The organism is Paenibacillus sp. QJM3NY_38, from assembly GCF_056173265.1.
Map to the genome: position 1 here is coordinate 5,263,962 of NZ_CM149665.1, position 17,954 is coordinate 5,281,915.

Below are 17,954 nucleotides of genomic sequence, written 5' to 3' on the forward strand. Positions count from 1 at the left end.
GCTGACGCTTGTCCGGAATCGATTTGTCCTCTCCGCTACGCCGTGCAGATACTCACTGGAGAAAATCTTCTTGAGCGTGCTTCAGTTTCTTGCCCAGGAGGATTACGTCAAAGACAGAAATGGCGGTACAGGACTGACCTCCCTGGAACCGCCATTTTTTGATATTTTTTCATCCATTGAGCCGTCTCATCGAGTAAGCAGACTTGCTTATGGGTCGCCCCTTAGCAACAGGATTGCCTATCTAATCCTATACTCGAATTCCATCGTCTCTAATTATCATCTTATTCAAGCCAACTTGCTACCGCATTTTAACGTCATCGCCATATTGCGCACGGTACGCTCCATATTGGCGGCGGCTTGGCTTATTGCATCGTCCAGGCTGCATACGCCGGGCACGATCGTGAACACCATATCGATGCCATGCTCAAGCACCGCTTCATGCCCGTCCGCAAGCGAGCCCGCGATGCCGATGACCGGCACTCGATACCGCTTGGCCGTCTTGGCCACGCCCATCGGCGTTTTGCCGTAAATCGTCTGGCCGTCGATGCGGCCTTCTCCCGTAATGACGAGATCCGCATCCTTCACATGCGAAGCCAGCCCCGTCGCTTCGATAACAATATCCACGCCCCGCTTCAACTCAGCGGCCAAAAATGCGAGCATACCGGCGCCAAGCCCTCCGGCTGCGCCAGCGCCGGGAATCCGGGCCACGTCGCGGCCCAAGCATGCCTTAATCATCGCCGCATAATGGGCGAGATTGCCGTCAAGCTGCTGTACCATGGCCGGATCGGCGCCTTTTTGGGGGCCAAATACGGCCGAGGCGCCGCGCTCGCCGGTCAGCGGGTTGTCCACATCGCACGCGGCCACGAAGGCAACCTGCTTCAGCCGCGGATCGGCTCCGCCCGTATCGATGCGGGCAATGCGATGCAACTCTCCGCCGCCATGGCCTATTTCCGAGCCCTCGGCGTCAAGCAGCCGCACCCCGATCGCCTGCGCCATGCCAGCGCCGCCGTCGTTCGTGGCGCTGCCGCCCAAGCCGAGAATAATCGTGCTGACGCCTTCGTTCAGCGCCGACGTAATAAGCTCGCCGGTGCCGCGCGTCGTCGTCGCGAGCGGATTGCGCTGCTCCGGCGGCACAAGCGCCAGTCCCGAGGCAGCCGCCATCTCGATAATCGCGGTCTTCCCGTCACCAAGTATGCCGTAGAACGCGGTCACGGGGGTGCCAAGCGGTCCCGTCACTTCGGTGTGAACCAATCGTCCACCTGTCGCATCCACCAAGGACTGCACCGTGCCCTCCCCGCCGTCAGCCATCGGCACATTGACGATATCCGCTTCGGGATACACGGCGCGCATTCCCTTCTCTATGGCATGACATGCCTCTAATGCGGATAAACTCTCTTTAAATGAGTCTGGAGCAATTACAACCTTCATTCTCTCCACTCCCTCTCCATCAGTCTGGACCAACTGTCTGAATCATCATTTTGCCGCAGATTACAAGAACCAGCCGAACACGCCGAACACCAATGTTGATACGACGGCCAGGACGAGACCGATTGCGGTCTCATACGGAATAAGACGCAGCCGCTCCTTCATCGCCATATTGACGCTTCCGCCCGTTGCGTGGAAGAAGCTGCCGTGCGGCATATGGTCGAAGACGGTCGCCCCGGCGTGAATCATCGCCGCAGCGCCCAGGGAAGCAACCCCAAGCCCCATAATCGTCGAGCCGAACACCGAGCTGGCGACCGCGGTACCTGCTGTTGTCGAAGCGGTGGCCAAGGACATGAACGCGCCGCTTATCGGCGCAAGCAAGTAAGCCGGCAAGCCGGAGGAGGCCAGACTGTCGATGATGACATCCTTCAATTGCGAATTCGATATAATGCCGGCCAACGTCCCCGTGCCGAGCAGCATGATAGCCACGCCCGACATTTTGCCCAAGCCCGATACCGCAAATTGATTGATCTGCTTGATGCGGCCCATGCACAAAGCCCCAACGAGGCCACCGACCGGAAGCGCGATCACCGGATCGATCACGATGCCGGCCAGCGGGCGCAGCGCCAACAGCACAATCGCCGTGATCGGAGCCATCATCGCCGCCAAGAAGCTCGGAAGCTGCTGAGCGCCGTCGTCTACGCTTTCCTGGCCCGTAATCTTCGTTCCTTTTTTGGACAGGCGCTTCGCGATCAGATAAGTGGCAAAAAGCCCAAGGACAGCCGGTATGATTCCTGCCATCATCATCGATGTCAGTGGAATATGGAATGCGTCTGCTGCCGCGATGGCGTTCGGATTCGGCGACATAATGTTGCCGGCCTTCCCGCCGCCGATCATGGCGAGCAATATCGCCATGCGGGACAAGTCTGCCCGCTGCGCAATCGCGATCGCAATCGGCGCCACCGTAATGACCGCGACGTCGATAAATACGCCGACCGCCGTCAGTACCATCGTCGCGAACGCCAGCGCAAACAGCGCACGCGTCTCGCCGAACTTGCGGACCAACGTTTCAGCAATCGTCTTCGCGCCGCCCGATTCAATCAGGACGCCGGCAAGCACGCCGGCTGCCAGGATGCGCAGCACGGCCGGAATCATGCCCTTCGCTCCATCCATCATCAAATTCACCGAATCAACCAGCCCGATTCCGCCGACGATTCCCCCGGCAAGTGCCCCAATCATCATGCCATAGGCCGGAGGGACTTTACGCAATATAAGCACAATCGCTACAACCAATGCCGTCAAAGCACCAAGCACAGTTACAGATACGTCCATAGTCAAGACCCCCTAATGTGTTGTCTCCATTCGTTATACTATTACTGTACCTGTAACCTGAAAGCGCTTCATCATGCATAAAAATGAAATAAAGCGCTTTATATAACATGTTTTTTGTTCAAATGCACAAATCATGCCTGTTCCTTCAGACGCCGTCGCTCTCCGGCTTCCTCTCTTCCAGCGCGCTTAGCCAGCGGGCCGTCATCAGCGTATATAAATCGCGAAAATGCCTCGGGTCTTTGCCGGTCGCCTCATGAATGCGCTGCAGCCGGTAGCGAAGCGTATTCCGGTGAATCGACAGCCGCTCGGCGATGCGCTGCTGCTCGCCGTTCTCATCATAATAGGCCTCCAGTGTCTGCTGCAGTTCCCCGCTCTTATCCTCCTGCGCGAATCGCCACCATAGCCGCTTCAGCTCTTCCGCCACCCACGAGGGCATAACGTTCGCTGCCACGGTCTCATTCGGCATATCTTCGCCGTAGTATACCGTCTGCTCCGGGAATATCGCCTTGCCTGCCCGCATCGTATCTTGCGCGGAACGGTAAGAGGCGATTAAGCCGTCGATGCCGGAATACGCCTTGCCAACCGCAATGCGGAGCGGCGCAATCCGCTTCTCTTCCAGCAGCCTGCGAATGTGGCGGATGCCTTCGCATATGTCGGCGTTCGGCTCCCGCGGATGGAGATGGGGCTTATACAACACGATTTGGCGCGTATTGTGAATGGCGATCAGGTCGATGGCGGGCCGACCCTCCAATATTTCGACCACCTGCTTGAGCGTAGACAACGAATTCGCGTCCTGCGCACCGGTCAGCTCCATAATGCATGCAACCCGCGCCTTATCCGGATGAAAGCCAATCCGTTCCGCCTGGAGGCGCAGCATGGCATGATCCTTGCCGTCCGCATGAATGACGGACAGAAGGAAATCCTCCTTCATCCGCTTATCCCATTGGGCTTTTTCCAGCAGATCTGCTTGCTCCAAATACATTTCCGCCGTCATTTTCACCAGCTCGCCGTACTTGGTCACCTCGTTCGGATCGCCGGTAATGCCGATGACCCCAACCACTTCGCCCTGGAAGTGAATGGCCAGGTTCGTTCCGGGCAGCACCCCTTGCAGCTTGCGGGCGCTTTCCTCGTCAATCTCGAAGCGACCCTTCCTCTCAATCGCAATGAGCGCCCCTTCATGCTTCTGATATAAGCGCGAGCGGTCGCCAGAACCGATAATCCGCCCCCTTTCATCCATGACGTTCACGTTATAATGGATCACTTGCATCGTCCGCGTTACAATTTCTTGCGCCAATTCCTTCGTCAATCTGCTCATCTTGTCTATCCCCTATCTATGTACGCCACAATATGAAAAAACGCCCTCCATCCGATAAGCGCGATGAATCGCATTCTTGCCGGGATAGGGGCATTCAGCTTCGAATAACGTTATATACGCCCTAAATGTGAGTGTTAACACGAGGAAGGGAATATTTCCTCACGAAGTGGCTGTTATTCGGTGAGGTACTATAATTAACGGTTATTTTGTCTGAGTATACGCTTTCGCGTTTCTTTTGTAAACTCAAACACCACCAGTATAGCCTCAAGAGAACGCGGGTAATCATGATTCCGTCGCTTGCGGTTGAGGACTGCCGGTGAATCGTTTGTTGGCTGAGCATTTCATGCTGCGAACCAACAAGCCGATCCTGATGGATCGGCTTGTTACTCCCTGTCTCTCCTGAGTTTGAGGCTCCCCATCCATGCTACTTCACGGTACGGTTATAATCCTGGATTTTGGTCGTAATTTCTTTCGCTGCGTCATCCAGTGCCTGCTGCGGTGACTTTTTGTTGTTCAGCACCTCTTCAATCGCACCTTCCACAATCTGTCTTGCCTCGGGAAATACGCCCATCACAGCACCTTGGGTCGCTTTAACCAGCTTCGTCTGGTGCAGCTGATCAATAGCCGTCTGGAATTGCGGGAATTTCTTCAGGTTCTCCTTTACGCTTTCTTCTTCATACGCCTTCGTGGTAATCGGGAAGTACCCGGTATTGATATGCCAGTAAGCCTGTTCCGATGGAGAGGTTAGGAATTTAATGAACTCCCATGCGGCTTTTTGCTCTGCTTCAGGACGACTGTTCATCATCCACAGGCTTGCACCGCCCACGATAACACCACCTTCTCCCGCTCCTTCCGGCTTCGGAAGGAAGCCTGTGCCTACTTCAAACTTGCCTTCCGCGCTATCCACAAGTCCCTTCAAGGCTGCGGTTGAGTCCAGAATCATGGCGACCTGACCGGCCGAAAAAGCCTTCTTGGAATCATCGGTTTTACGTCCCAGGTTATTGGCTGCCTTGGAGTCGATCAGATCCTTCCACCAAGTCAGCACCTTTACGCCAGGCTCGGTATTGACGAGCGACTCGGTCGCCAGATCGTCCCGGCCGTTGCCGTTGTTTACATACTCCGCCCCCTGATTAGCAAACAACTGCTCCATAAACCAGCCGTATATAGCAAAATTCGCTCCTACCGCCTTCCCTTTTTTCGATATGGTGTCTGCCGCGACTTTCAGTTCTTCAAACGTTTTGGGCGGACTTTCCGGGTCGAGCCCTGCATCCTTAAACAGGTCTTTATTGTAATACAGTATCGGATTAGAAGAGTTAAAAGGCATGGAGTACAGCTTATCATCAAATGTATAATACCCGCTGATGTTAGGCTCCAGCTGTGACACATCCCACTGATCCGCATCAATGAACTCCTGCATGGTTGTAATTAGCTTGGAATCGATCATAAACCGGCTGCCGATCTCGTACATCTGGACCACGGACGGTCCCTCATTCGAACCCATCGACGCCTTCAGTTTACTTAACAGGTCATCATAGGTTCCCTGATACACCGCCTCTACCTGCACCTTGTCCTGCGAAGCGTTAAAGTTGGCGACTAATTGATCAACCACCTTGGTTGTCGCTCCTCCCATCGCATGCCAGAACACCACTTTTTGAGTGCCGGCATCCGTCTTTGGTACGGGATCCGTCCCCTTTTCAGGCTCCTCGCCCATGTTAATGTTACATGCACTAAGCAGCATGATCGCAGCTAACAAGATACTTACCAACCTCGTTCTTCTCATCCGTGATTCCTTCCCCTTTCGTTCGTAAAATGTTTCCTATGATAAACCTGCATACGACAGGTCAACCACCGCACTAACCTTTCAACGCGCCAGCGGTGATTCCGCGCACCAATTGTTTAACGCCAAAAGCCAGCAGCACAAAGGAAGGGAGCAGCACGATGGTCACGCCGGCCAGAATCAGGTTCCATGACATCACCTCCGCATGCTGCAGCATAGCCACCCCGATCTGCACGGTTCGCATCGAGGCCTGGTTCGTGATCAAAAGCGGCCACAAAAAGTGATTCCAGTGCGTAAGGAAGGTATACACCGCCAAGGTGGCAATGGAAGACCGGGACAGCGGCAGCACCATGGACAGATAACTGCGGATATGACCGCACCCGTCGATTTTGGCCGCATCAAACAGCTCACGCGGGAGCTGCAGAAAAAACTGGCGCAGCAAAAACACGCCAAAAGCTCCTGCCATAAACGGCACGATCAATCCCTGGTAGCTGTCCATCCAGCCCCAAGCCTTAATGGTCAGATAATTCGGAATAATTGTGACTTCCCAAGGAATCATCATCGTTGACAAAAAGAGTCCGAACAGCAGTGCCTTGCCCTTAAAATTCAAAAATGCAAACGCGTATGCGGCCAGACTCGATGTAATAACCTGGCTGATCATGATGGCCGTCGAGACGATGAAGCTGTTCAGAATGAAGCGAATGATCGGGAAGCCGGAGATGGCCTCCGAAAAGTTGCCCAGATAGAAGCTCGACGGGAACAACGGTGGTGGAAAATTAGCTACCTCCTTCTCAGTCATAAAAGATGAGAACACCGTAAAGATGAGCGGATATAACACAATCAAGGACAGGAGGATAAGCAGCAGGTAGGTGAACAGGGACGTGATTCCGCGCAGGGTCATTGGTAATGCACCTTCTTCTCCAAAACTTTAAACTGCAGCAGCGTAAGGAGCAGAATAATCGCAAACAGGATCAGTGCCTGTGCGCTGCCGATGCCAAACCGGAAATTGACGAAGGCATCCTGATAAATGGAGTAAACCATGACATTGGTAGAGTTGATCGGGCCACCCTTGGTCAGAATGTGAATTTGTCCGAAGGCTTGAAATGCACCGATAACCGATACAATCAAAGCAAAGAAAATCGTGGGTGACAGCAGCGGCAGTACGATTTGGATAAAGGTGCGGATCGGCCCGGAGCCGTCCATTTTGGCGCTTTCGTATATTTCCTCCGGAACTCCCTGTAAACCGCTGGACAGCACAATAAACAGAAACCCCATGTTCATCCAGATCGTCATGATTGAGATCGAGATCAGAGCCCAGGAAGGATCGGTTAACCAAGGGATCGGCCCCAGATGAACGAAGCTTAGAAAATAGTTCAGCATGCCCGCCGTAGGATGAAACAACAGAAACCATATAATCGAGCCGGTCCCGACGGAAATGACAATCGGCAGTGAGAAAACAAACTGAAACACCTTCATCCCTCGCAGCTTGTTGTGGGTAATGGCGGCAAGAAACAGCGACCAGATCAATGAGGTGGGCACGGTAAACAAAATAAACATCAGCGTTACGCCAAGATTCTTATAGAATGAATCAGTTGATAGAAGCCTGATAAAATTCTCCAACCATACAAATTCAACAACCTGGCCCCGCGGATCCGTTATCGTCATGCTGAGATAAACCGATTTCAGCATCGGGTAGAACAAGAACATCATAAACAAGATGATGGAGGGTGCCAGAAATCCATAAGCTAAAGCATGCTCACCCCAGAGCCTTTTTCTTACAGCGGCGCTTTTAGGTTTCTTGCCATGTAAAACGCTTTCATTACTTGACAACCGACATTCCCCTTTCTTCGAAAATTTCTGCTTTGCCATTCGAAAAGACGCAAGGATTCGCAAAAAAGAGAACAAAAAAACACATAAACTGCATGCCGAAAAACAGACAAGCAATTGATGTGATTCTCCTCTTCTCCATCACATAGGCAGATGCTCTTAACCATCCTCCCTTCATTATTATCAATAACAATGAACATTTAGAACATTCCATGCCTTGATATTTCGAAAGTTGACAATACTTGGGAAATGATTGTAATATTGAGTAAACACTCAGTTTTCTAAGATTCGACATTACATGATAAAGGAAGCCATCTGCCTATGCCTGCAACCAATCGAAATGCCAAGAAGGAACGGATATTGAACGCTGCTCTGAAGCTGTTCTCCCAGCAGGGATATCATGCGACGACAACCAAAGAGATTGCCGCCGAAAGCGGCGTTGCCGAAGGGTTGATCTTCTACCACTTCGGAGATAAGCGGAAGCTGCTGCTCTACCTTGTGAACAATTTTTCCTTTGTTACACAGCTTCAGGAGGAGGCGGGGGAACTGTCGAAGCTGCCTGCGAAGGAGGCCCTGTTTCAATTCGGGTTGGCGTATCTTGGGTTCCTCAGGACAAACATGGATTATCTAATGCTCATTTGGTCACCGGAACTCATAAAGGATGCCGAGGTATCGAATGAGGTATCACAGCTGATCGGGGGTATTGGGACAGCAGGCAGCAGCATATTCAAACAGGCGGCGGGATCGAAGCATCAACCAGAACATACGGTTCAGACCGCGATGATGATGATGACCTCCTCCATTCTGGTCTATTGTTTGCTCCATACCCGCTTCGGACAGGAAACGCTCCCGCTCGGGGACGAATCGTATATTCGCGAGCTTGTTCGGCTGCTGATGCATGGTTTGACTGAAGAATTCTAAGTCGCCGATTTCATCTCAGGAAGGATTGAATAGAAAAGCTGATCGCAGAACAGAAACAGCACCTCTGCATCAGCTTCTTTTATCCTTTGAAATTGAGTGTACACTCAGTTTATATAGATATCGAAAACATTGTTAGATTGAAGGGAGAAATGAAGATCATGCTGTCATTCATGCCAGATTGGAGTTTCGTCATGATATTGTGGCTGCTGCCGGTTGTATTTTTCATTCACGATGGAGAAGAGATTGCCACGATGGAACGGTGGCTCAGGAAGAACAAGTATAACCCTGTGCTATCCAAAATCTCGCCCGTCTCCACTCCGTGGGATAAAAATATCACCCTGCAATTCACCTTTGCCGTCCTGCTGATCGGCTTTATTCTCACCGGCGTAACGCTCCTTACGGCTCTTAACTTCGACATAGGCAGTCCATTCAACGCGCTGTTCGCGGGTTTTGTCACGGTGTTCCTGCTGGATGGCGTGAAGCATGTGGGAGCGTCGATCGCCCTCTCGGCATACACCCCGGGTGTCATTACAGCCGCCCTCCTTGAAATTCCTTACGGGATTTATGCGCTCTATCGCCTCCTCCATGCAGACATCATAGATATGACTTCTCTCACCCTCGGAACCATCATCGCCCTGCCGATCACCTTGCTGCTGGTATGGACGGGTCTGACGCTTGGAACACGTATTGCGCCCTTTCGCCAAGACATATAGGGTGTTCCATCCATAAGCCCACAAAAAACTTGATCGGACCCATCCGTATCAGGTTTTTTATGATTAAAAGGATTACATGTCCTTGCGATAATCGTCTTTAACAGGTCTCGCTTTCCTCAACATATTAGCCAAGCGATGGCTCATAACCATTATGGATAGCCGTTTAACCGGATATGTTACGCAAAAAAACTAGAGAGGGAGATATCGATTCATGGAGGATCAGAACCGGAACAGAGGAAATGACAACCGCGTACCCCAGCCGATACGCAGCGACGGAGCAGGCGGGCCGGACTATGGCCCGCGGGATGTGATGAGGGATATCGAGAATCCCGACATGCTTGTGCCCCCGGCCACGGATGCGGGCTTGATGCCCAATCTGAAAATGTCGTTCTCCGACACGCATATGCAGCTAAATCATGGCGGCTGGTCACGGGAAATTACGGTACGTGACCTCCCGATTGCAACCACGCTGGCCGGCGTGAATATGAGCCTTACGCCCGGCGGCGTCCGGGAGCTTCATTGGCATCAGCAAGCGGAGTGGGCCTACATGATCTGGGGCAGCGCCCGAATTACGGCCATGGATGCAAGCGGCAGAAATTTCATCGCGGATGTGGGGCCTGGCGATCTATGGTATTTTCCCGCCGGTCTCCCCCACTCGATCCAGGGACTCGAGGAAGGCTGTGAATTCCTGCTGGTTTTCGATGACGGCCACTTCTCAGACCTGAATACCCTATCGATCTCCGACTGGTTTGCCCACACGCCAAAGGATGTGCTGTCCGCCAACTTCGGCGTTCCGGAGAACGCGTTTAGCCATATCCCGAAGGAACAGGTTTATATTTTTCAGGATCAGGTGCCAGGTTCGCTCGAAAACCAAGAGGTCCAGTCTCCTTACGGGAAAGTGCCGCTGAGTTTCAAGCATCGGCTGCTGGCGCAAGAACCGATTCTAACCCCCGGGGGAAGTGTAAGAATCGTGGACTCAGGGAATTTTCCGATCTCCAAAACCGTTGCTGCCGCGCTCGTTGAGATCAAACCGGGCGCCATGAGGGAGCTTCATTGGCATCCGAATCAGGATGAATGGCAGTATTACCTGGCCGGACAAGGACGAATGACCGTGTTTGCTGGGAATGGAGCAGCGCGGACCTTCGATTACAGAGCCGGTGATGTGGGATATGTCCCCTTTGCCTTCGGCCACTACATACAGAACACGGGTACGGAAACCCTGTGGTTTCTGGAGATGTTCAGAAGCGACCGGTTCGAGGATATCTCCTTGAATCAATGGATGGCTTTGACCCCTCGGGATCTGGTCCAGGATAACCTGAAAGTCGGGAACGAAGTCACCGATGCTTTGCGCAAAGAAAAGTGGCCCGTCGTGAAATACCCGGGATATTCGTATTACCCGAGGTAAGTTCCAGCCTCCCCGCGTCGAAGACATTGATCTGTTGTATTAACGTCATACAGACCTGCCCAGAGGATTTTCTTCCAAGGCGGTCTGTTATGTGCCGTCATGCGGATGTTGACTTTTCTTTCCTTCTGCCATATAGTTCATTAATGAAACTATTTCATACGTGAACTATTCGAGAGGAGAACTATCATTGAACGACAAGGCAAAGCAGTGGATCGACCGGTATGTCGATGTCTATCTGCTTGTATCGAGGCGGATCAACGCCCAGATTCGAGAGCAGCTCGGCGAGGATCTGACCAGTGACCAGTTTCAAGTGGTACGCTTGGTCAACGGCACGGATCACTGTACTTCATCCTATCTGGCGGAAGCGCTCGCGGTTGGCAAAAGCTCGGTTACGGCTATCGTCAACCGTCTCGTGGATGCCGGCATTATCGACAGAACTCGGGACGAAGCAGATCGCAGGCTGGTGTATCTGACATTGACGGAATACGGACATACGATTTTTGAATCTGCCCAGGAACAGATGAGGGAGATCGTCTCCCCTTACCTGCAGCATTTTGAAGAAAAAGATATCGAAATGTTTATCTCGATGTTCGAGAAACTCGGGCAATTGATGTTTGAATCAGGGGGGAGAAAGAATTGAAAGCCATACTGAAAGCAAGATGGGCCATTATCGTTTTGTGGCTGGCTGCCGCAGTTATGCTGTTTTTGTTCGCGCCGTCCATGTCGGATCTGGTGCGGGAGAAAGGGCAATTATCCGTACCGGACGGTTATACCTCTTCGCGCGCGGCGGAAATTCTCAAGGAAGCCTCCGGCGGCGTGAGCGGGGAAACCCTGCATCAGGTTGCGCTCGTCTTCAATAAACCCGATGGGTTAAGCGAATCGGATAAGGAGAGCATCCGGGAGGGCGTTCAAGCTTTAAACGATAATAAAGAAAGTCTCCATATCGATTCTATCAATGAACCGTTCACACAAACGGAGCTGGAAGACACGCTGATTGCAAAAGACGGCAAGACCATCATGGTCGCGCTTCAGGTCAGCGGCGGCCAGGAAGCCGTGAAAGAGCTGCCCCAGAAGGTTAATCAGGTGCTGGAAGGCGTTCAAGCCGATCATTACCTGACAAGCGAAGGCCTCATTAATGAAGATACCATCGTCAGCTCCGAGGAAGGCCTGAAGAAAACGGAATACATTACAGTTGTCTTTATTCTCCTCATTCTGTTCGTTGTATTCCGCTCCTTCGTGGCACCGTTCGTCCCGCTGTTGACCGTAGGGCTCAGTTATATCGTGTCGCAGTCGGTCGTTTCTTTTCTCGTGGACCAGTTCAACTTCCCGATATCGACTTTCACTCAGATCTTTATGGTGGCCGTCATGTTCGGGATTGGCACCGACTACTGTATCCTGCTGATCAGCCGGTTTAAGGAAGAACTCACCACGTCGGAGGATACCAAGACGGCGATCATCGAGACTTACCGAAAAGCAGGCGGCACCGTGATCTATTCCGGGCTTGCCGTATTTGTCGGCTTTGCAGCCATCGGGTTATCCAAATTCATTCTGTACAAATCCGCGGTTGCGGTTGCCATCGGCATCGCCGTTATGCTCCTGGCCTTGGTTACCGTCGTTCCGTTCTTCATGGCGGTGCTGGGCAAGAAGCTATTCTGGCCGTCGCGCGGCAAGCTGGAGCATAGCGAAAACAAGCTTTGGGGAGCGGCAGGTTCCTTCTCACTTAAGCGCCCTTGGGCTGCATTGCTTGTCGTAGCCGTTATCGTGGCCCCTTTCCTGGCTACGTACAGCGGCAAGCTGTCGTTTAACAGCCTGGAGGAAATCGGGCCAAGCTACGCTTCGGTCAAGGGCTTTAACATTATTTCGGACAGCTTCGGCCCCGGACAATCGCTGCCATCCACCATCGTGATCAAGAACGATGACCGGATGGATACGGCGGAATACATGGGACTCGCTGAAAAAATCAGCCGGGAAGTGGAAAAGGTGGATGGCGTGTCCAGCGTACGCGGGCTCTCCCGTCCAACCGGCGAGCAAATCAACGATTTCCTCATTCCCACTCAAGTGAAAACGTTAAATGAAGGATTGGGAGAGTCCAAAGACGGACTGACCCAGATTCAGAATGGACTATCCGAAGCAGGCAAGCAGCTCAGCGAGAATACGCCGAAGCTGAATGAAGCCGCGGCGGGAGCCAAGGAGCTGACCAAGGGAACCGCCGACCTCAAGGACGGCATCACGGAGCTTGGCCAGGGCCTCAGCGCCATTCAAAAAGGAATCCAGAGCGGCAGCGCAGGCGCAGGCGAACTCAAAGCAGGGCTTGCCCAGGCTGCGAAAAGCGCGAAGGAGTTAGCTGCAGCTCATGCCCAGCTACTCCAAGGTTATAAACAGCTTGATACCGGATTAGCAGCTCTTGAAGGCGGCGTTGCCGGACTTAAAGAACAGCTGGGCGGCGTTGCGGCTGCACTGAGTGGACTTGAAGGCTCCTTCACGGGACTGGAGAGCAGCCACCCGGAACTCATTCAGGATGCCGACTATCAGACCATCAAAGGCACCGTTACGCAAACGGCCGCAGGCACAGCCGAGCTGGCGGCAGGGTTAGGACAAATCTCCGAGCAGCTTAAAGGTGCGTCAGCCGGCTTATCGGAAGCAAACGCAGGCTACGCTAAGGCAGCCGCCGGACAAACGGCGCTTGCCAACGGTCTACAGCAGCTTGTGGCCGGTATCGCCGAGCTTCAATCCGGCCTTTCGCAGGCAGCTAACGGGCAAGGACAGATCGTGAGCCAAATCCCTTCCATTACAGGCGGGTTAGACCAGCTGCAGGGCGGACAGAAGCAGCTTGCCGACGGCTTTGGCGATCTTACCGGCCAGATTGGGGAACTGACGGAAGGACTGAACGCCAGCGCAGACGGACTGAAACAAATTTCGGACGGATTGCACTCCGCTCAGGATTATCTGCAGCAGATCCAGGATCTTCAGGATGAAGAGCTCAGCGGGTTCTTCATTCCGCAGGAAGCCCTGGAGAACGAAGAATTCCAGACGGTATTCGATACCTACTTGAGCGATGACCGGAAAGTAATGACGCTGGATGTGGTTCTGGCAACCAATCCGTACAGCGAGGAAGCGCTGGGCAGCGTTGAACAGATTCAATCCGCTGTAGATCGCGCAGTAAAAGATACGAAATTGGAGAATGCCGAGGTTGCCATCAGCGGCATTACCAGCACGAACAACGATTTGCAGAACATATCGAATGAAGACTACACGCGAACCGTGATTCTCATGCTGAGCGGAATCTTCATTATCCTGGTCGTGCTGCTGCGCTCCATCGTGATGCCGATCTATCTGATTGTTTCACTGGTCATCACATACTTTACCGCTGTCGGCGTTACGGAGATGATCTTCGTTCACGGCTTCGGGTATTCCGGCATTACCTGGGCCACGCCGTTCTTCAGCTTTGTCATGCTGATTGCGCTTGGAGTGGATTACAGCATCTTCCTCATGGCGCGTTTCAACGAGAACAAGTCCTGGAATGTTCAGGATGCCATTCTGCATGCCATGCGCAACATGGGTACTGTGATTCTGTCCGCTGTAGTCATTCTTGGCGGTACCTTTGCGGCGATGTATCCGTCCGGCGTATTGTCCATGATGCAGATCGCAACGGTTGTCCTGGTCGGACTGGTGCTCTACGCACTCCTGTTCCTCCCATTCTTCGTACCGGTGATGGTCCGTATCTTCGGCCGGGCTAACTGGTGGCCGTTCACCCCCAAGGAGCAGGGCGCAAAGAGCACTTCCGGACATGACGTAGGAATGTAGCCAGTACAAGGAAGATCCAAACCTGAACAATAACCACATGAGCCGCCTTTTTCCTGATCGATGACAGGTAAAAGGGCGGTTATTTTCTATGCCATTTCAATAAAAGTGAACGGAAACCTTATCCGTGAGTACCTGGGACTGCTACCAAAGAACCGAACGAACGCTTTTTGTTGGGGAATAGCTATACGATCGACACATTTTCTCGTATATTAAGAAGAAGAATTCTCGGATTTCAAACCATACCAAACCTAAAAGGGAACGTGAACCGTGCCAACACGATCTGCAAACCATACCTATCGCATTCAAACTAAAAAGATTCTTCAGTATATATTGGCCGTTGCTGTTTTTCTGTCCGTGCTCCTCAGCCTTCGGTGGTATTGGATCGAGGCCTTCGTTCCTCCTCACCATCCGAAAGCCTCCCAAGGGGTGCTCGACTTACGCAGCTGGGACCTCATACATTCCAAATCCATAACATTGGATGGAGAATGGGAGTTCTATCCTGACATGCTTGCCACAAAACAAGAGCTGGAGGAAACCAATCCGCAGCATCGATATGTGCAGGTTCCGGGAAATTGGCGGGGGAGCCAAACGAAGGAATCCGGATCTGCCTATGGTACCGGAACCTATCGCCTTCGTATTCTGGTCGATCCATCCTTAACCGCCCCCCTGTCGTTCTGGATCCAACAGATTCAGGCTTCGGCGAGCGTCGAGATAAACGGCCTTAAGATGGGAGAGATGGGCAACACCGGAGAGGACGCCAAAGACAACTATTCACCGGCTCGAAGTCCCTTCGTTGTCGATTACGCTCCCGCTAAACACACGAAAGAGATCGATTTGATTATACGCGTGGCCAACCATGAGCATCCACGCCAAGGCGGAATTGTAAGTTCCATCAAGCTGGGATCCAGCCAAGCCATTCATGATGAACGCGGACTTTCCATCGATCTTCAGCTCATTACATTCGTTGTGCTCATCCTTCACAGTCTGTATTCCTGCATCCTGTTCTTATTCAATCCGCGGGAATGGACGCTTCTTGATTTTTTTCTGCTGCTTCTCACCGCATCTGTGACGATTGTAGTGTCAGATGACGATTTACTGCTGAAATGGCTGTCCATCAATTACGATTGGGATCTTAAAATCTCCATATTGTCTTATTCCTGGCTATCTTTTTTCATATTGAAGATGACCAGAAGTTTCACCATCAAGACCCGCAGCCGATGGTTTACCACTTATGGCGTTTCCCTGCTTTTATATTCCGGATTTATTGCTATCGCTCCTGCTTCGCTTGTTTTCTGGACAGTGGAGTATAGGGTTTTTACCGTTTTTTATATATTGCCGATCATCATCTCGATCTATATGTTCGGGCGAATGGTGGCTGCAAGCCGGGATGACGCGATCTTTCTGCTCTTGGCAGCCAGCGGCGTTTTCTCCAGTGTTATTTGGGGAGCACTCATGAAATATCAGGAACTTCCAAAAGTGTATTACCCCGTTGATGTCATCGCGGCCATCATCGGTTTCTCTGCCTATTGGTTTAAGCGTTATTTCCGCAACGTCGATAAAATCAGCAAGCTCAACCGCGAATTGCAGAAAGCGGACAAAATGAAAGACCGGTTTCTGGCCCAGACGTCACATGAGCTGCGAACGCCGCTGCACGGAATCATGAGTATCGCCCAGAGCGTCTCAGACAGGGAACAGCAAAATATGGACAATCGAAGCGCGGAGGATATGAAGCTCCTTGTTAAGGTTGGACGCCAGATGTCGCATTTGCTGAATGATCTACTGGACGCCGTAAGGCTGAGGGAGAAGCGAATCGTACTGCATGCCGAGCCGCTATCCCTTCCCTCTATCGTAAATGGCGTTATCGATATTCTGAAGTATTTGCTCGAAGGAAAAGCCGTGCAGTTGAAAATGGATATAGACACATCCGAAGCCCTCCCTCTCGTTATGGCTGATGAAAAGAGGCTGGTGCAAATTCTTATGAATTTATTGCATAATGCCATCAAACATACCGAGGAAGGAATCATTGCCGTAACGGCCAACGCCAAGAACGGGCAAATGTTCATCGAGATAACGGATACGGGAACGGGAATGGATCAGGAAACACAGCAGCGGGTATTTCTGCCATACGAACAAGGCGATCCCGGATACGGCGACACCAACGGCATAGGTTTGGGCCTTAGCATCAGCAGAGAATTGGTGGAGCTTCATGGCGGGTGGATGACGGTTCACTCCGAAATCGGAAAGGGTTCGACGTTCACATTCACGCTTCCTTTGGCGGATTCGACTGACGTAGAGATGGCCCCGAACCTATCGGCTGTTCGGCTCGAGGCCTATGAAGAAATGGCGGCAAGCCGGAACGACCTGAATGACCAGCCGCTTCTAACCGCAGAAGTCCCGTTAGTGGAAGAGCAGATGAACATTTTAGCCGTTGACGATAATTTTGTGAATTTGAGAGTGCTTGCAAATATATTGATGACTGAACCTTACCACCTGCAATTAGCAACATCGGCCGGGGAAGCGCTGGAATTGCTCGGAACGAAACCATGGGATCTGGTAATCGCAGACGTGATGATGCCGCAGATTTCTGGTTACGAGCTGACGCGGAAGATAAGAGAACGTTATTCCCCTTCCGAACTCCCTGTCCTTCTGTTGACGGCGCGAAGCGAGCCCTCCGACATGTATGCGGGGTTTCGGGCGGGTGCCAACGATTATGTCACGAAACCAGTGGATCCGATGGAGCTTAAATACCGTATCCAGTCATTGATTACGTTAAAGCAGTCCGTGAACGAGCGTCTTCGCATGGAGGCCGCCTACCTGCAAGCTCAAATCCACCCGCATTTTTTGTTCAACACCTTGAATTCAATCCACGCATTGAGTGAAATTGATGTGGAAAGAATGCGAAAACTTAACGAGGCCTTTAGTTCATACCTGCAAATCAGTTTTCAATATCAAAACTCCGGCAAATTCGTCTCACTATCGGAAGAACTCGAACTTGTACGCGCATATTTGTATGTTGAGAAGGAGCGACATGGCAACAGGCTCCATGTCATATGGAACGTGGATCAAGACATTCACCTCATGCTTCCTCCATTGACGATTCAGCCTCTGGTTGAGAATGCCGTACAGCACGGTATTATGCAAATCGCTAAGGGCGGAACCGTACACATTCGTATTGAACGTCAGGAGCTTTCCACGCTGATTCAGGTCAAGGATAACGGCATGGGAATGAGCAGAGAGAAGGTACAGGGGTTGCTGGATGCTCCGCGAGAGGACAAAAGAGGAATTGGCCTGTACAATACGAATCGCAGATTGATTCAGACGTATGGGAGCGGTCTTTCCATTCAAAGCGAGGCCCGTGAAGGGACAAGCGTATCTTTTGTCATTCCCGATTCGGAGCAATAGCGTTTCTTAACCGTAATAGGAGGGTATCCCGCC

General features: G+C 52.1%; 12 protein-coding genes. 6 read left to right on the plus strand and 6 right to left on the minus strand.

Annotated elements, in window-relative coordinates; genetic code table 11:
* Window positions 1–285 precede the first annotated feature (285 nt).
* The 6 genes from AC0VZ8_RS24325 to AC0VZ8_RS24350 form a co-directional block, all read right to left on the minus strand.
* Window positions 286–1,428: a glycerate kinase gene (locus tag AC0VZ8_RS24325; protein ID WP_475484683.1), complete on the minus strand. Its 1,143-nt coding sequence runs from the start codon at window positions 1,426–1,428 to the stop codon at window positions 286–288.
* A 60-nt stretch (window positions 1,429–1,488) separates the two neighbouring features.
* On the minus strand, window positions 1,489–2,757 hold the full coding sequence (locus AC0VZ8_RS24330; RefSeq protein ID WP_475484684.1) for a GntP family permease: 1,269 nt from the start codon (window positions 2,755–2,757) through the stop codon (window positions 1,489–1,491).
* 145 nt (window positions 2,758–2,902) lie between these two features.
* Complete coding sequence (locus AC0VZ8_RS24335) at window positions 2,903–4,072, minus strand: sugar diacid recognition domain-containing protein (protein ID WP_475484685.1); 1,170 nt, start codon at window positions 4,070–4,072, stop codon at window positions 2,903–2,905.
* Window positions 4,073–4,496: 424 nt separating this feature from the next.
* A complete protein-coding gene (locus AC0VZ8_RS24340) occupies window positions 4,497–5,852 on the minus strand; it encodes an ABC transporter substrate-binding protein (RefSeq protein WP_475484686.1) in 1,356 nt (451 codons plus the stop codon).
* A 73-nt stretch (window positions 5,853–5,925) separates the two neighbouring features.
* Entirely contained in the window at window positions 5,926–6,750 is an 825-nt protein-coding gene (locus AC0VZ8_RS24345) for a carbohydrate ABC transporter permease (RefSeq protein WP_475484687.1), read from the minus strand.
* Window positions 6,747–7,679 carry a carbohydrate ABC transporter permease gene (locus tag AC0VZ8_RS24350; RefSeq protein ID WP_475484688.1) on the minus strand — a complete coding sequence of 311 codons (933 nt, stop codon included), beginning with the start codon at window positions 7,677–7,679 and terminating at the stop codon, window positions 6,747–6,749. The genes AC0VZ8_RS24345 and AC0VZ8_RS24350 overlap by 4 nt, the downstream gene beginning before the upstream one ends.
* Before the next feature lie 318 nt (window positions 7,680–7,997).
* On the opposite strand from AC0VZ8_RS24350, the gene AC0VZ8_RS24355 reads away from it, so the two are divergent.
* The 6 genes from AC0VZ8_RS24355 to AC0VZ8_RS24380 all read left to right on the plus strand — a co-directional run bounded on the left by AC0VZ8_RS24355 (window position 7,998) and on the right by AC0VZ8_RS24380 (window position 17,921).
* Window positions 7,998–8,597, plus strand: a complete 600-nt coding sequence (locus AC0VZ8_RS24355; RefSeq protein WP_475484689.1) for a TetR/AcrR family transcriptional regulator — start codon at window positions 7,998–8,000, stop codon at window positions 8,595–8,597.
* A 158-nt stretch (window positions 8,598–8,755) separates the two neighbouring features.
* A complete protein-coding gene (locus AC0VZ8_RS24360) occupies window positions 8,756–9,310 on the plus strand; it encodes an HXXEE domain-containing protein (protein WP_475484690.1) in 555 nt (184 codons plus the stop codon).
* A gap of 211 nt (window positions 9,311–9,521) precedes the next feature.
* Window positions 9,522–10,715: an oxalate decarboxylase family bicupin gene (locus AC0VZ8_RS24365; RefSeq protein WP_475484691.1), complete on the plus strand. Its 1,194-nt coding sequence runs from the start codon at window positions 9,522–9,524 to the stop codon at window positions 10,713–10,715.
* 187 nt (window positions 10,716–10,902) lie between these two features.
* Window positions 10,903–11,355: a MarR family winged helix-turn-helix transcriptional regulator gene (locus AC0VZ8_RS24370; RefSeq protein ID WP_475484692.1), complete on the plus strand. Its 453-nt coding sequence runs from the start codon at window positions 10,903–10,905 to the stop codon at window positions 11,353–11,355.
* Window positions 11,352–14,519, plus strand: coding sequence for an MMPL family transporter (locus AC0VZ8_RS24375; protein WP_475484693.1), 3,168 nt, complete (start codon window positions 11,352–11,354; stop codon window positions 14,517–14,519). The genes AC0VZ8_RS24370 and AC0VZ8_RS24375 overlap by 4 nt, the downstream gene beginning before the upstream one ends.
* A 267-nt stretch (window positions 14,520–14,786) precedes the next feature.
* Window positions 14,787–17,921: a hybrid sensor histidine kinase/response regulator gene (locus tag AC0VZ8_RS24380; RefSeq protein ID WP_475484694.1), complete on the plus strand. Its 3,135-nt coding sequence runs from the start codon at window positions 14,787–14,789 to the stop codon at window positions 17,919–17,921.
* The last annotated feature ends 33 nt before the right edge of the window (window positions 17,922–17,954 follow it).

Coding starts and splice junctions, on each gene's coding strand:
- AC0VZ8_RS24365 (WP_475484691.1), top strand. CDS start 9,522: ATGGAGGATCAGAACCGGAACAGAGGAAATGACAACCGCGTACCCCAG.
- AC0VZ8_RS24355 (WP_475484689.1), top strand. CDS start 7,998: ATGCCTGCAACCAATCGAAATGCCAAGAAGGAACGGATATTGAACGCT.
- AC0VZ8_RS24345 (WP_475484687.1), bottom strand. CDS start 6,750: ATGACCCTGCGCGGAATCACGTCCCTGTTCACCTACCTGCTGCTTATC.
- AC0VZ8_RS24330 (WP_475484684.1), bottom strand. CDS start 2,757: ATGGACGTATCTGTAACTGTGCTTGGTGCTTTGACGGCATTGGTTGTA.
- AC0VZ8_RS24335 (WP_475484685.1), bottom strand. CDS start 4,072: ATGAGCAGATTGACGAAGGAATTGGCGCAAGAAATTGTAACGCGGACG.
- AC0VZ8_RS24340 (WP_475484686.1), bottom strand. CDS start 5,852: ATGAGAAGAACGAGGTTGGTAAGTATCTTGTTAGCTGCGATCATGCTG.
- AC0VZ8_RS24360 (WP_475484690.1), top strand. CDS start 8,756: ATGCTGTCATTCATGCCAGATTGGAGTTTCGTCATGATATTGTGGCTG.
- AC0VZ8_RS24325 (WP_475484683.1), bottom strand. CDS start 1,428: ATGAAGGTTGTAATTGCTCCAGACTCATTTAAAGAGAGTTTATCCGCA.